Genomic DNA, 14,257 nt, shown 5'->3' with positions numbered 1-14,257 from the left:
GCACGCGCTGAGGAGGGCTTACTGATGGCGAACGAAGAGCAGCTTGTCGAGTACCTCCGGCGCGTGACGGCCGACCTGCACGAGACGCGGCGGAAGCTGCGTACCGCCACGGAGCGGGAGCCGATCGCCATCGTCGGCATCGGCTGCCGCTTCCCCGGCGGCGTGCGCTCCGCCGACGACCTGTGGGAGCTGGTGTCGTCCGGCGGCGACGGCATCACCGACTTCCCCACCAACCGGGGCTGGGACCTGGACGAGCTGTTCGACCCGGACGGCGGCACCGGCACCAGCTACGTGCGGCGGGGCGGCTTCATCCCCGACGCGACCGACTTCGACGCGGGCTTCTTCGGCATCAGCCCGCGCGAGGCGCTCGCCATGGACCCGCAGCAGCGGCTGATGCTGGAGACGTCGTGGGAGGCGTTCGAGCACGCCGGGATCGACCCGCACTCGCTGCGGGGCAGCCGGACCGGCGTGTTCGTCGGCGCCAACAGCGTCGAATACCTGAACGCCATGCAGCGCGACGTCGACGCGCTGATCGGCTACACGATGACCGGCGTCGCGGGCAGCGTCGTGTCCGGCCGGGTGTCGTACGTGCTGGGGCTGGAGGGCCCCGCCGTCACCGTGGACACGGCCTGTTCGTCGTCGCTGGTGGCGGTGCACGTGGCCGCGCACGCGCTGCGCAGCGGCGACTGCGACCTCGCGCTGGCCGGCGGCACCTGCGTCATCTCCACCCCCGGTACGTTCGTGGAGTTCTCCAGCCAGAAGGGGCTCGCCCCGGACGGTCGGGTGAAGGCGTTCGCCTCGGCAGCGGACGGCACGGCGTTCGGCGAGGGTGTCGGCGTACTCGTGCTGGAGAAGCTGTCGGACGCGCGCCGCAACGGGCACCGCGTCCTGGCGGTGGTGCGCGGCTCGGCCGTCAACCAGGACGGCGCGTCGAACGGCCTCACCGCGCCGAACGGGCCGTCGCAGCAGCGGGTCATCCGCGCCGCGCTGGCGAACGCCGGGCTCACCACGGCCGACGTGGACGCGGTGGAGGCGCACGGCACGGGCACCACGCTGGGCGATCCGATCGAGGCACAGTCGCTCATCGCCACCTACGGCCAGGAACGGGACCGGCCGCTCTGGCTCGGCTCGGTGAAGTCGAACCTCGGGCACACCCAGGCCGCCGCCGGCGTCGCGGGCATGATCAAGATGGTCATGGCGCTGTGGCACGAGGAGCTGCCCCGCACCCTGCACGTCGACAAGCCGTCGCACCACGTGGACTGGGCCGACGGCGCGGTCCAGCTGCTCAGCGAGCCGGTGCGGTGGCCACGGGGCGAGAACCCGCGGCGCGCGGGCGTCTCGTCGTTCGGCATCTCGGGCACCAACGCCCACGTGCTGATCGAGGAGCCGCCGGCCGCCGAGACCCCGGAGAGCGCCCCGCCGGCCGAGGGCCCCACCACGTGGGTGCTGTCGGCCCGGACCAAGGCGGCGCTGCGCGACCAGGCGGTCCGGCTGCGCGAGCGCCTGACCGACGACCTCGACGCGCACGACGTCGCGTACGCGCTCGCCAGCACCCGCGCCCGCCTCCCGCACCGCGCCGTCCTCGTCGGGGACCGCGACGAGCTGTCCACCGCGCTCGACGCCCTCGCGGACGGCGGTGCCGCCCGCAACCTCGTCACCGGGCTCGCCGACGCCGGCGACCGCACCGCGTTCCTCTTCCCCGGCCAGGGCTCGCAGTGGCTGGGCATGGCCGCCGAGCTGCTGGAGACCTCGCCCGTCTTCGCCGCCCGGATGGCGGAGTGCGCCACCGCCGTGGACCGGCACACCGACTGGTCGCTGCTCGACGTGCTGCGCGGCGTCCCGGGCGCCGCCTCCCTGGAGCGGGTCGACGTCGTCCAGCCCGCGCTGTTCGCGATGATGGTCTCGCTGGCGGCGGTGTGGCGCTCGCACGGCGTCGAGCCCGCCGCCGTCGTCGGACACTCCCAGGGCGAGATCGCCGCCGCCTGCGTGGCCGGCGCGCTCTCCCTGGACGACGCCGCCCTGGTGGTGACCCGGCGCAGCCAGCTGATCGCCGTCGACCTCGCCGGCCGGGGCGGCATGGTGTCCGTGTCGGAGCCGGTCGCGAGCCTCGCCCGGCGCCTGCGGCCCGGGCTGTCGGTCGCCGCCGTGAACGGGCCGTCCACCGTGGTCGTCTCCGGCGCGCCCGAGGCGCTCGACGAGCTGCTCGCCGAGTGCGAGCGCGACGGGGTCCGCGCGCGGCGGATCGACGTCGACTACGCGTCGCACTCGGCGCACGTCGAGTCGATGCGCGAGGAGCTGCTCCGGGTCCTCGCCCCCGTGCGGCCCCGCACCAGCGACGTCCCGCTCTACTCGACCGTCACCGGGGAGCTGCTCGACACCGCCGAGTTGGTCGCCGAGTACTGGTACCGCAACCTGCGGCAGACCGTCGAGTTCGAGCAGACCGTACGCGGCGTCATCGCCGACGGCATCGACTCCTTCGTCGAGGTCAGCTCGCACCCGGTGCTCGTACCCGCCGTGCAGGACCTGCTCGACGAGGCGGGCGGCGGCTCGGTCGTCGGCACGCTGCGCCGCGACGAGGGCGGCCTGCGCCGGTTCCTGCTGTCGCTGGGTCAGGCGCACACCCGTGGCGTGCAGCCGGCCTGGGCCACGCTGGTCACCGCCCCGGCCCGGCCGGTCGCCCTGCCGACGTACGCCTTCCAGCGCCGGACCTACTGGCCCAGCGGCGCGGGCGGCCCGGTCGACGCCACCGGCCTCGGCCTGGGCTCCACCGGACACCCGTTGCTCGGCGCGTCCGTGTCGCTCGCCGGCGCGGACGGGGTGCTGCTCACCGGCCGGCTGTCGACCTCGGCGCACCCGTGGCTCGCCGACCACCGGGTGGCGGGCCGGATCTTCCTGCCCGGCACGGCCTTCGTCGAGCTGGCGATCCGCGCGGGCGACGAGGTGGGCGCCACCGAGATCGAGGAGCTGACGCTCGAAGCGCCCCTGGTGGTGCCGGAGCGGGGCGCGGTGCAGGTCCAGCTCCGCGTCGGCGAGCCCGGTCCGGACGGCGCCCGGCGGCTGACCGTGCACTCGCGGCCCGACGGCGACGGCCCGTGGACCCGGCACGCCACCGGCACCCTGGGCGCCGGCACGCCCGGTGCCGGCGAGCGCGCCGCGGCCACGGCGGGCGTCTGGCCGCCCGAGGGCGCGGAGGCGCTGGACACCGCCGAGCTGTACGACCGGTTCGCCGCGCTCGACGTGACGTACGGCCCCGCCTTCGGCGGCCTCGGCTCGGTGTGGCGCCGGGGCGACGAGGTGTTCGCCGAGGTCACCGCCCCCGAGGGGGCGAAGGTCGCCGGCTTCGGCCTGCACCCCGCGGTGCTCGACGCGGCGCTGCACCCGCTCGGCCTGGGCGTGTTCACCTCGGACGACGGCGAGGGTGGGCCCTGGCTGCCGTTCGCCTGGCACGGGGTGACCCTGCACGCCACCGGCGCCGCCCGGCTCCGGGTCACCATCCGGCCGGCCGGCCCGAACGCCGTCGCGGTGACCGCCGCCGACCACGCGGGCGCCCCGGTCGCCACCATCGACACGCTGGCCGTCCGCCGCCTGCCCGCGGGCGCGCTCGCCGACCTGACCAACCCGCGCCACCAGGCGATGCACGTGCTCGACTGGGTGCCCGTCCCGGTGGCCGCCGGCGCGGCCACGGTCGCGGTCGTGGGCGGCGAGCTGCCCGGCGCCACCGCGTACGACAGCCTCGCCGCGATCGCCGAGGTCCCCGACTACGTGGTCCTCCCGGTCGCCCGGGACGGCGACGACCTCATCGGGGCCACGTACCGGGCGGTGGAGCGCACCCTCGCCGCCACCCAGGAGTGGCTCGCCGACGACCGGTTCGCCGCCGCCCGTCTGGTCGTCCTGACCGAAGGGGCCACCGACGCGACCGAGCCCGCGCTCGCCGCCGTGTGGGGCCTGCTGCGCTCGGCCCAGTCCGAGAACCCCGGCCGGATCGTGCTCGTCGACGTCGCCGGCGGGCAGTGGGCGCCGAACCTCGTGCCCGCGCTGCGCTCGGGCGAGCCGCAGCTCGCCCTGCGCGGCACCGAGGTCCTCGTGCCCCGCCTCGCGAAGGCGTCCGGGCAGCCGGGCACGCCGCCGGAGATCACCGGCACCGTCCTCGTCACGGGGGCGTCGGGCACGCTCGGCCGCCTCGTCGCCCGGCACCTCGTCGCGCGGCACGGCGTACGTCGGCTCGTGCTCGCCGGCCGCCGTGGCATGACCGAGGACCTGGCGACGCTGCACGAGGAGCTGACCGCCCAGGGCGTCGACGTGACGGTCGCCGCCTGCGACGCCGCCGACCGCGAGGCGCTGGCCGCGCTCGTCGCGGAGCATCCGCCCACGGCGGTCGTGCACACGGCCGGCGTCCTGGACGACGGGATGATCCCGTCGCTCACGCCGGAGCGGGTCGCGACCGCGCTGCGCCCCAAGGTCGACGCGCTCGTCAACCTGCACGAGCTGACCGGCGACCTGAGCGCCTTCGTCGTGTTCTCCTCGGCCGCAGGCGTCCTCGGCGGCCCCGGGCAGGGCAACTACGCGGCGGCCAACGCGTTCGTCGACGCGTTCGCCGCTCACCGGCGCGCCCGGGGCCTGCCCGCGGTGTCGCTGGCGTGGGGCATGTGGGAGCAGCGCACCGGCCTGACCGGCGCCCTCGACGACGCCGACCTCGCCCGGATGCGGCGCTCCGGCGTGCGGCCGCTCTCCACCGAGGACGGGCTCGCGCTCCTCGACGAGGCGCTCTCCGCGCCCGAACCGGCCCTCGTGCCGATCCACCTGGACCTCGCCGCCCTGCGGGAGCAGGCGACCGGCGGCGTGCTGCCCCCGGTGCTGCGCGGCCTGGTCCGCACCCCGGCGCGACGCCAGGTCTCCGCCGACGCCGCGGCGGCCTCCGACCTGGTCGCGGCCCTCGCCGGTCGCGGCCCGGCCGAGCGCCGCAAGGAGCTGGTCGACATCGTCCGTACGCAGGTCGCGGTCGTGCTCGGGCACGGCGGCGCCGAGGCGGTCGGCGCGACGAAGGCGTTCAAGGAACTGGGCTTCGACTCGCTCACCGCCGTCGAGTTCCGCAACCGCCTCAACGCGGTCGTCGGCCTGCGGCTGCCCGTCACGCTGGTCTTCGACTACCCGAACCCGACGGTGCTGGCCGAGCACCTGGACGCGGAACTCTTCGCCGGGGGGTCGGCCGCCGCCGTGGTCGTGGCCACGTCCGACGGCACCGACGACCCCATCGCGATCGTCGGCATGGGCTGCCGGTTCCCCGGCGGCGCCAGCTCGCCGGAGAAGCTGTGGGACCTGGTCGCGGGGGGCGTCGACGCGGTGGCCGGCTTCCCGACGGACCGCGGCTGGGACATCGACAACCTCGTCGACCCGGACCCGGACAAGCCCGGCCGCACCTACTGCGGGGAGGGCGCCTTCCTGTACGACGCGGCCTGGTTCGACGCCGAGTTCTTCGGCATCTCCCGCCGCGAGGCCCTGGCCATGGACCCGCAGCAGCGGCTGTTCCTGGAGACCTCGTGGGAGGCCGTCGAGCGGGCCGGCATCGATCCCAGCAGCCTGCGCGGCAGCCGTACCGGGGTGTTCGCCGGCCTGATGTACCACGACTACAGCGCGCACCTTCAGCACCTGCCGCCCGAGCTCGACGGCTTCATCGGCACCGGCGTCGCCGGCGGCGTGGTCTCCGGCCGGGTGTCGTACGCGCTGGGGCTGGAGGGGCCGGCGGTCACCGTCGACACGGCGTGCTCGTCGTCGCTGGTCACCCTGCACCTTGCCGCCCAGTCGCTGCGCCGGGGCGAGTGCGCGCTCGCCCTCGCCGGTGGCGTGACCGTGCTCGCGACGCCCAACGCGTTCATCGACTTCAGCCGCCAGCGGGCCCTCGCCCCGGACGGCCGGTGCAAGTCCTTCGCCGCCGGCGCCGACGGCACCGGCTGGGGTGAGGGCGTCGGGGTGCTGGTGCTCGAGAAGCTCTCCGACGCGCGCCGCAACGGCCACCCGGTGCTCGCCGTCGTGCGCAGCACCGCGGTCAACCAGGACGGCGCGAGCAACGGCATGACCGCGCCGAACGGGCCGTCGCAGCAGCGCCTGGTCAACCAGGCGCTCGCCGACGCGGGGCTGCGACCGGCCGACGTGGACGCCGTCGAGGCGCACGGCACCGGCACCACCCTGGGCGACCCGATCGAGGCCCGGTCGCTCATCGCGACGTACGGCCGTGACCGGGGCGAGCACCCGCTCTGGGTCGGCTCGATCAAGTCGAACATCGGGCACACCCAGGCCGCCGCCGGCGTCGCCGGGGTGATCAAGATGGTGGAGGCGATCCGGCACGGCGTGCTGCCGCCGACGCTGCACGTCGACGCCCCGTCGCCGCACGTGGACTGGGCGGACGGGGCGGTCCGGCTGCTGACCGGGGCGGTGCCCTGGCCGGAGACGGGACGCCCGCGCCGCGCCGGCGTCTCCTCGTTCGGCATCTCCGGCACCAACGCGCACGCGATCATCGAACAGGCGCCCGAGCCGGTGGTGGTGGACTCGACGGCCCAGGTGCCGGTGGTGCCCCTGGTGGTGTCCGGCCGCGACCAGGCCGCGCTGCGGGACCAGGCGGCCCGGCTCGCCGCCCACCTCACCGACGAGGCGTCCGCCGTGGACGCCGGATTCTCGCTCGCCACCACCCGTACCGCCCTGCGGCACCGGGCGGCCGTGCTCGGCCGGGACCTGGCCGAACTGCGCGCCGGACTGTCCGCGCTGGCCCGTGGCGAGAACGCCCCCGGGGTGGTCGGCGGGGTCGCCGACACCGCCGGGGCGACCGCCGTGCTCTTCACCGGTCAGGGGGCGCAGCGGGTCGGGATGGCGGGGGAGCTGATGGGCTTCCCGGTGTTCGCGGCGGCGTTCGACGAGGTGTGCGGTGAGTTGGACCGGCATCTGGAGCGGCCGTTGCGGGAGGTGCTGGACACCGAGGAGGTGCACCGGACCGGGTGGGCCCAGCCGGCGTTGTTCGCGGTGGAGGTGGCGCTGTTCCGGTTGTTCGAGTCGTGGGGCGTGCGGCCGGACTTCGTGGCGGGGCACTCGATCGGTGAGCTGGCGGCGGCGCACGTGGCGGGGGTCCTCACCCTGCCGGACGCCGCCCGGCTGGTGGCCGCCCGCGGCCGGCTGATGCAGGCGCTGCCGGCCGGTGGCGCGATGGTGGCCGTACGCGCCACCGAGGACGAGGTCGCGCCGCTGCTCTCCGACGCCGTGGCGGTCGCCGCCGTCAACGGCCCCACCTCGGTCGTGCTCTCCGGCGAGGAGACCGCCACCCTGGCGGTCGCCGAGGAGCTGGCCGGCGACGGTCGCAAGACCAAGCGGCTCACCGTGTCGCACGCGTTCCACTCGCCGCTGATGGAACCCATGCTCGACGAGTTCCGCGCGGTCGCCGGGTCCGTCACCCACCACCCACCGACGATCCCCGTGCTCTCCACGGTCACCGGCGAGCCCGCCGAGCTGACCCCGGAGTACTGGGTGCGTCAGGTGCGGGCGACCGTGCGGTTCGCCGCGGCGGTCGAGGCGCTGGCGGCACGCGGCGTACGCACCTTCCTCGAACTGGGCCCGGACGCGGTGCTCACCGCGCTCGGCCGGGAGTGCGTGGCGGACGCCGAGTTCGTGCCCGCGCAGCGCGTCGACCGGGACGGGCAGCTGGTGGCGACCGAGGCGCTGGCCCGCCTGCACAACCGCGGCGTACCCGTCGACTGGCCGGCCTTCTTCGCCGGCGCGCGCCCGGTCGACCTGCCCACGTACGCCTTCCAGCGCACCCGCCTGTGGCCTGACGCGCCCGTCGTCGCCGCGCCGGGCGACGACTTCTGGGCCGCCGTCGACCGCGACGACCTGGGCGCGCTGCTGGGCCTGGACGACACCGCGACCCTGAAGGACGTCGCGGTGGCGCTGGCGTCGTGGCGACGCGGGCCCGCGCCCGGCTACCAGCTGCGCTGGTCCCCGGTCACGGAGCTGCCGGTCGCCGCGCTGCGGGGCGTGTGGCTGGTGCCGGCGGACGCCGAACGGATCGCCGAGGCGATGACCCGGCACGGCGCCGACGTGCGCGTGTACCGCGACGGCACGGCGGACGAGCTGCTCGACCTGACTCCGGAGCACGTGGCCGCGGGGGTGCTGACGACACCCGCCGGACCCGCCCCGGCCGCGCTGGTCCGGGCCCTCGACGAGGCGCGCATCGACACCCCCGTGTGGTGCCTGACCCGGGGCGCGGCCGCGGTCACCCCCACCGAGCGGATCACCGACCTGGACGGGGCGGCGGCGTACGGCTTCGGCCGCTCGACCGCCCTCGTCACGCCCCGGGCCTGGGGCGGGGTCGTCGACCTGCCGGAGACGCTCGACGACCGGACCCTGACCGCCCTGTGCCGGGTGCTCACCCGGGGTGCCGGCGAGGACCAGGTGGCGCTGCGCTCGGCGGGCGTCTTCGCCCGCCGGCTCGTCGCGGCCCCCGCGCCGACCGGTGAGCCGTGGCGGCCGGCGGGCACGGTGGCGCTGCACGGCGGGCCGCTGGCGGACCGGATCGCCGCCCTGCTGGAGGCGGCGGGCGCGACGGTCACCACGGAGGCCGCCGACACGGTGGTCGTCACCAGCGACGCCGACGACCCGGTCGCGACCGCCCTCGCCGCCCGGGCGGAGCGGCTCGTGCTCGTGCACACGGTCGAGGAGATGTTCGGCGTCGCCGGCACCGCCGAGACGGCGGCCGTGTTCGACGCGATCGCCCAGCAGCGCGACGGGGTGGTGTCGGTCGCGGTCGGTCCGGACCTCACCGTCGAGCAGTTCGGCGCGGCGGTGGGCGCGGGCGCGGTCGGCCGGGTCGCCGCCGCCGTGGACTGGCCCTCGTTCGTGCCGGACTACACCCGGTACCGGCCGAGCCCGCTGCTGCGGGACCTGCCGGACGCGATGCGCCACATCACCGAGACCGCCGAGGACACGCTCGACGTCGACAGCCCCGAGGCGTTGCGCCGGCTGCTCGACGGGGCCGACGAGGCCGAGAGCCGCGCGGTGCTGTCCCACGTGGTACGGGCCCAGACCGCGTACACGCTCGGTCTGCCGTCGGCCGCCACGGTCGACGAGAACCAGGAGTTCCTGGACATCGGCTTCTCCTCGCTCACCGCCGTGGAGCTGCGGCGCCGGCTGGAGGCCCTCACCGGGCTGGAGCTGACGGCCGCGCTCGTCTACGACCACCCGACGCCTGCCGAGGTGGTCGAGGAGCTGCTCGCCCAGCGGGCCCTCGTCGCGTAGCCGACCCCCACGACGTGGCGCGGCCCCTTCCTCACCCCCTCACAGAAGGAGGCCCACATGAGCAAGTCCGCTCGGATGAGCACCCTGATCAAGCCGCCCAAGGTGGCGTGGAACCCGACGGAACGCCGGCTGCTGCGCGCGGCGGGCATCACCGACCTGCGTGCCGTGGCCCGCCGGGCCGTGCCCCGGATGGTGTTCGACTACTGCGACGGGGCGGCGGACAGCGAGCGCAGCCTCGACCGCGCCCGGGAGACGTTCGCCAACATCGAGTTCCAGCCGTCGGTGCTGCGCGACGTGTCCGCCCTCGACACCAGCCGGACGGTGCTCGTCGACCGGCATCACCTCGGGCGCGGAGATCGTCGCCGCGATCGCGCTGGGCGCCACCGCCGCCGTGGTCGGCCGGGCCTACCAGTACGGGCTGATGGCCGGCGGCCGGCGTGGCGTCGTACGGGCCATGGAGATCCTGAGCCGGGAGATCGAGGCCACCATGAATCTGCTCGGGGTCTCCTCGGTGGGCGAGCTGAACCGTTCGCACGTCAAGTTCCGCTGATTCCCGCGGTTCCTCGGTTCCCGGATGGACCGCCGCGACGGGCGGATGGTGACCGCTCGTGGCGGTCTCTTCGCGGGTGGTGAGGGGTGTCGGTAGGGGTTACCCCTCCCGGAACCCTTCGTAATGATCGGACTGTCGTATTTCGGGGCGTACGTGGAGGTTATCTGTGGCACGCATGGGCGGGAATGGTCACTGCCGTTCGTTCAACGGGGACGGGAGGATGGACATCATGGTCCGTGACGACGTCACGGGTGAACTGCTGGTCTTCCCGCACAGCGGCAGCTTCCGTGGTGGCGAGACCTTCGGCGAGCCGGTGCTGATCAGCACCGGTTTCCACCCGAAGCGCAACCACGGGCTGGTCCGTCCCATCGACGTCAACGGCAACGGCTACGCCGACGTCATCGGCGTGAGTGGGACGCACATGAACGCGACGCACGGGATCTTCCTCTACCCGAACAAGGGCGGGCTGAACGGTCTGGAGACCCTCGGCGAGCCGATCCGCATCTCCGGCGCCCGCGACGACAAGAAGTGGGAGACCCTGGGTATCGCGGACGTGGACCTGGACGGCTGCGACGACATGTTCGGCCGCGAGAAGAACGCCGGCCACGTGGACGCGTTCTTCAACCAGCGGCAGATCAAGCAGAACGAGACGTACGACCGCACCGCGCACCGCCTGGTGACCGTCGACGTGGACGACTTCCCGCTGGCGATGGCCGACGTCACCGGCACCGGCCGGCCCGACCTGCTGGTCCGTCGGGCCAACGGCGACCTGGACCTGTACGAGTTCGCGCACGACACCTCCGGCGAGGGTCCGTGGTGGCGGGGCGAGGGCCGGTGGTTCACGCTCGCCCAGGGCTGGCAGGAGTACGAGATCATCACGGTGACCGACATCGACCTGGACGGCCGCCCGGACCTGCTGGGTCTGCGCGCCGACGGCACGCTCGTCGTCCACCTGCACAACGGCAAGTTCGACCCGGACCGGCCGTTCGCGACGCTGTCCGCACCGGAGGTCGTCGCGACCGGCTGGCAGAAGTACTCGGTGGTGAGCTGACGTGGATCAGCTCGCGCCGCAACCGGGCGGGCCGCCACGCGCGGTCCCGCGACCCGGCACGATGGACACCCGACGAGAGGGGCAGTGGTGAGCGCGAACGAGGCCGGCGACCAGGCCGGGTGGCGGTTGGTGGTGGAATCGAAGCGCTGCATCAGCTCAGGTTTCTGCGTGGGCAGCGCGCCGGACCACTTCGCGATGGACCCCGTCTCCCGGCCGCTGGCCGACGTGGTGGCGCCGTCCGATCTGGTGGTCGAGGCCGCCGAGTTCTGCCCGGTGGAGGCCATCTCGGTGCTCGACGCACAGGACGGGACGCTGATCGCCCCGAAGCGATGACGGCAAGGGCCCGCCGGGTGTGACACGCCCGGCGGGCCGACGCCCACCCCCGAGGCCGCCGTGGGCGGCCTTTTCCCGTTTCCGGCCGCGGCCGGGCGGGTCACCGGGCGGCCCGGGCCAGCTCGGCGCGACCTGTCGAGCTGCTCTGACGGACGGGGCGGCGCCGGCAGGCGCCGCCCCGTCGGTTCAGATCTTGTCCAGTTCGTTGTCGAGGATGTCGAACAGGTCGTCCGCGGTCACGGAGGCGAGGTCGGCGCTCTCGGCCGGCGCCGGGTTGGACTTGTCGCGCCACTTCGTCAGGAGCCGTTGCAGGGCCGTGGCGATGTCCGTCTCCGCCGCGTCCGCCGTCTCCAGCTCGTCCAGCGTCGCCTCAAGCCTGGCGATGCCGTCGACCAGGGTGCGCATCCGCAGCTTCTCCTGGTTGCCGCCCAGCTCCTCGATCAGGTGCTCGACGAGCGCCGTGGGCGTGGGGTGGTCGAACGTCAGCGTCGCCGGCATCCGCAGGCCGGTGGCCTGGTTGAGCCGGTTGCGCAGCTCCACCGCCGTCAGCGAGTCGAAGCCCAGCTGCTTGAACGCCTGGTCCGCCGCGATGGTCTCCACCGACTCGTGGGCCAGCACCGCGGCCACGTTCGTGCGTACCAGGGTCAGCAGCACCTCGCGCTGTTCCGGCTCGGTGAGCCCGGCGAGCCGGCGGGACAGCGGCACCGCGCTGCCGGCCGAGGAGGCGCGGCGGGGGCGGGTGAAGGAGCGCAGCGGTGGCGGCGCCGTCGTGCTCGTGCGCAGTGCGGAAACGTCCAACCTGATCGGGACGAGGCACGGCTCGTCGGTCCGGCAGGCCGCGTCGAACAGCGCGAGCCCCTCCTCGACGGTGTGCGCCAGCACGCCGGTGCGCCCGATGCGGGCGAGGTCGGCCTCGGTCAGCCCACCGGTCATCGCGCCACCGCTGCGCCACAGGCCCCAGGCCAGCGACGTCGCCGCGAGGCCGGCGGCCCGGCGGTGCGCGGCGAGCGCGTCCAGGTAGGCGTTCGCCGCCGCGTAGTTCGCCTGGCCGGCCGTGCCGAGCACCCCGGTCGCCGAGGAGAAGAGCACGAACAGCTCGACGTCGCCGGCCAGCTCGTGCAGGTTGAGCGCGGCGTCGACCTTGGCCCGCAGCACGGTGTCCACCCGTTCCGGCGTGAGCGACTCGACCGTCCCGTCGTCCAGCACGCCTGCGGCGTGCACGACGCCGACCAGGTCGGGCAGGGACGTCAGGAGTTCCGCCAGCGCGGCCCGGTCCGCGGCGTCGCAGGCGGCGACCGTGATCCTGGCGCCCAGCGACTCCAGCTCTGCCGTCAGCTCCGCGGCGCCCGGCGCGGCCGGCCCCCGGCGGGAGGTCAGCACGAGGTGCCGCGCACCGTGCGCGGTGACCAGGTGGCGGGCCAACGCGGCGCCCAGTGCGCCGGTGCCGCCGGTGACGAGCACGGTGCCCGCCGGGTCGAACAGGCGGCGGTCCGAGGCGGCCGCGAACGTCGCGAGCCTCGGCACGGTCGACACCCCGTCGCGGACGGCCACCTGCGGTTCGCCGGTCGCGACGGCCGCGCCGACGAGGGCCGGGTCGTCGGTGTCGACGAGGACGAAGCGGTCGGGGTGCTCGGTCTGCGCGGAGCGGACCAGGCCCCAGACCGCCGCCCCCGCCGGGTTCGTGCCGTCGGTCGCGCCCCGGGACACGAACACCAGCGGGGAGCGGTCGCCGGGCAGCCACTCCTGGATCGCCGCGAGCGCGTCGTGCACGGCGGCCCGTACCGCCTCGGCGTCCGTGCCGGTGCCGACCGGGAACACGTCGAAGGCGTCGGCGGCGGCCACGGGCGTGGGGACCGGCAGCCACTCCAACCGGTGCAGCCCGTCCGGGCCGGCGGTGGAGCGCAGCTGCTCGATCGTCACCGGGCGCGCGACCAGGGACTCGACCGTGGCCACGGGCATGCCGGTGCCGTCGGCGAGGGCCAGGGTGTACGCGTCCTGAGCGGTGGGCGTGATCCGCACCCGCAGGGCCGTCGCCCCGGTGGTCGACACCCGTACGCCGTGCCAGCTGAACGGCAGGCGCAGCGGGCCGTCGGTCCCGGTGGCCAGGGAGATCGGGTGCAGGGCCGCGTCCAGCAGCGCCGGATGCAGTCCGAAGCGGCCCGTGGGCGCGTCGGCGGGGAGCGCGACCTCCGCGAGCAGTTCGTCGCCCCGGCGCCAGGCCGCCACCAGCCCCCGGAACGCGGGGCCGTAGTCGATGCCGAGGTCGGCGATGCGGTCGTACAGGTCCTCGACCGGGGCGGGGACGGCGTCGGCGGGTGGCCACTCACCGGCCCAGCCGGTCTCGGGCTCCGTGGCGGCATCGAGCAGGCCGCTCGCGTGCTGCGTCCACGGCTCGCCGTCGGGTGCGTCCTCGCGTCGGGAGTGCACCCGCAGCGGCCGGCGGCCGGCCTCGTCGGGTTCCCCGACCTCCACCTGGATCCGTACCGCGCCGTCCGGTGGCAGCACCAGCGGCGCGTGCAGGGTCAGCTCCTCGATGAGGTCGAGGTCGACGTGCTCGGCGGCCCGCCGCGCGAGCTCGACGAACGCGGCGCCCGGCAGCAGGACGGTGCCCAGGACGGCGTGGTCGGCGAGCCAGGGCTGCTCGCGCAGGGACAGCCGGCCGGTGAGCACGCTCCGCTCCGAATCGGCGAGCCCCAGCACCGCGCCGAGCAGCGGGTGGTCCGCCGCCCCGAGGCCGAGTCCGCTGGCGTCGGCGGGGGAGTCGTCGGGGACCAGCCAGTACCGCTGGTGCTGGAACGGGTACGTCGGCAGCTCCACCTCGCGGGCGCCCGCCAGGTACGCGCCGGCGTCGGGACCGGCTCCGGCGGTGAAGAGCTGCCCGACGGCCTTGGTGAGGGTCGTGGTTTCGGGTTGTCCGCGGCGGGTGGTGGCGATGGCGGTGGTGGTGTCGTTGGTGGCGGCGGCGGTGGCGAGGACGGTGTCGGGGCCGATTTCGAGGAAGGTGTCGACGTTGCAGGTGGTGGTGAGGGTGGTGATGGCGTCGTGGA

5 protein-coding genes and 1 pseudogene are annotated in these 14,257 nt (G+C 75.1%); 5 read left to right on the top strand and 1 reads right to left on the bottom strand.

The features are described 5' to 3' along the window. Window positions 1-24 precede the first annotated feature (24 nt). The 5 genes and pseudogenes from AB0883_RS30290 to AB0883_RS30270 all read left to right on the top strand — a co-directional run bounded on the left by AB0883_RS30290 (window position 25) and on the right by AB0883_RS30270 (window position 11,210). On the top strand, window positions 25-9,276 hold the full coding sequence (locus tag AB0883_RS30290) for an SDR family NAD(P)-dependent oxidoreductase (protein ID WP_366644689.1): 9,252 nt from the start codon (window positions 25-27) through the stop codon (window positions 9,274-9,276). Between the two features lie 57 nt (window positions 9,277-9,333). Next, window positions 9,334-9,543: pseudogene (locus tag AB0883_RS30285) on the top strand (alpha-hydroxy-acid oxidizing enzyme); the annotation flags it as partial. Between the two features lie 70 nt (window positions 9,544-9,613). Then, a complete protein-coding gene (locus AB0883_RS30280) occupies window positions 9,614-9,826 on the top strand; it encodes an alpha-hydroxy-acid oxidizing protein (protein ID WP_366644693.1) in 213 nt (70 codons plus the stop codon). Window positions 9,827-10,001: 175 nt separating this feature from the next. Beyond that, window positions 10,002-10,877 carry a VCBS repeat-containing protein gene (locus AB0883_RS30275; protein WP_366644688.1) on the top strand — a complete coding sequence of 292 codons (876 nt, stop codon included), beginning with the start codon at window positions 10,002-10,004 and terminating at the stop codon, window positions 10,875-10,877. A gap of 87 nt (window positions 10,878-10,964) precedes the next feature. Beyond that, window positions 10,965-11,210: a ferredoxin gene (locus AB0883_RS30270; protein WP_199729125.1), complete on the top strand. Its 246-nt coding sequence runs from the start codon at window positions 10,965-10,967 to the stop codon at window positions 11,208-11,210. A 186-nt stretch (window positions 11,211-11,396) separates the two neighbouring features. Here the strand turns inward: AB0883_RS30270 and AB0883_RS30265 are convergent. After that, a partial coding sequence (locus AB0883_RS30265; protein ID WP_366644687.1) for a type I polyketide synthase occupies window positions 11,397-14,257 on the bottom strand: 2,861 nt, incomplete at its 5' end.

It is taken from the genome of Micromonospora sp. NPDC047812 (assembly GCF_040704175.1).
Lineage (GTDB): Bacteria > Actinomycetota > Actinomycetes > Mycobacteriales > Micromonosporaceae > Micromonospora.
The sequence above is the reverse complement of the archived record's forward strand: the minus strand, read 5'-3'. Positions and strand labels throughout refer to the sequence as shown.

Bases quoted from the DNA above. Each gene is read 5' to 3' on its own strand.
- AB0883_RS30275 (WP_366644688.1), top strand. From the start codon at position 10,002: ATGGGCGGGAATGGTCACTGCCGTTCGTTCAACGGGGACGGGAGGATG.
- AB0883_RS30290 (WP_366644689.1), top strand. From the start codon at position 25: ATGGCGAACGAAGAGCAGCTTGTCGAGTACCTCCGGCGCGTGACGGCC.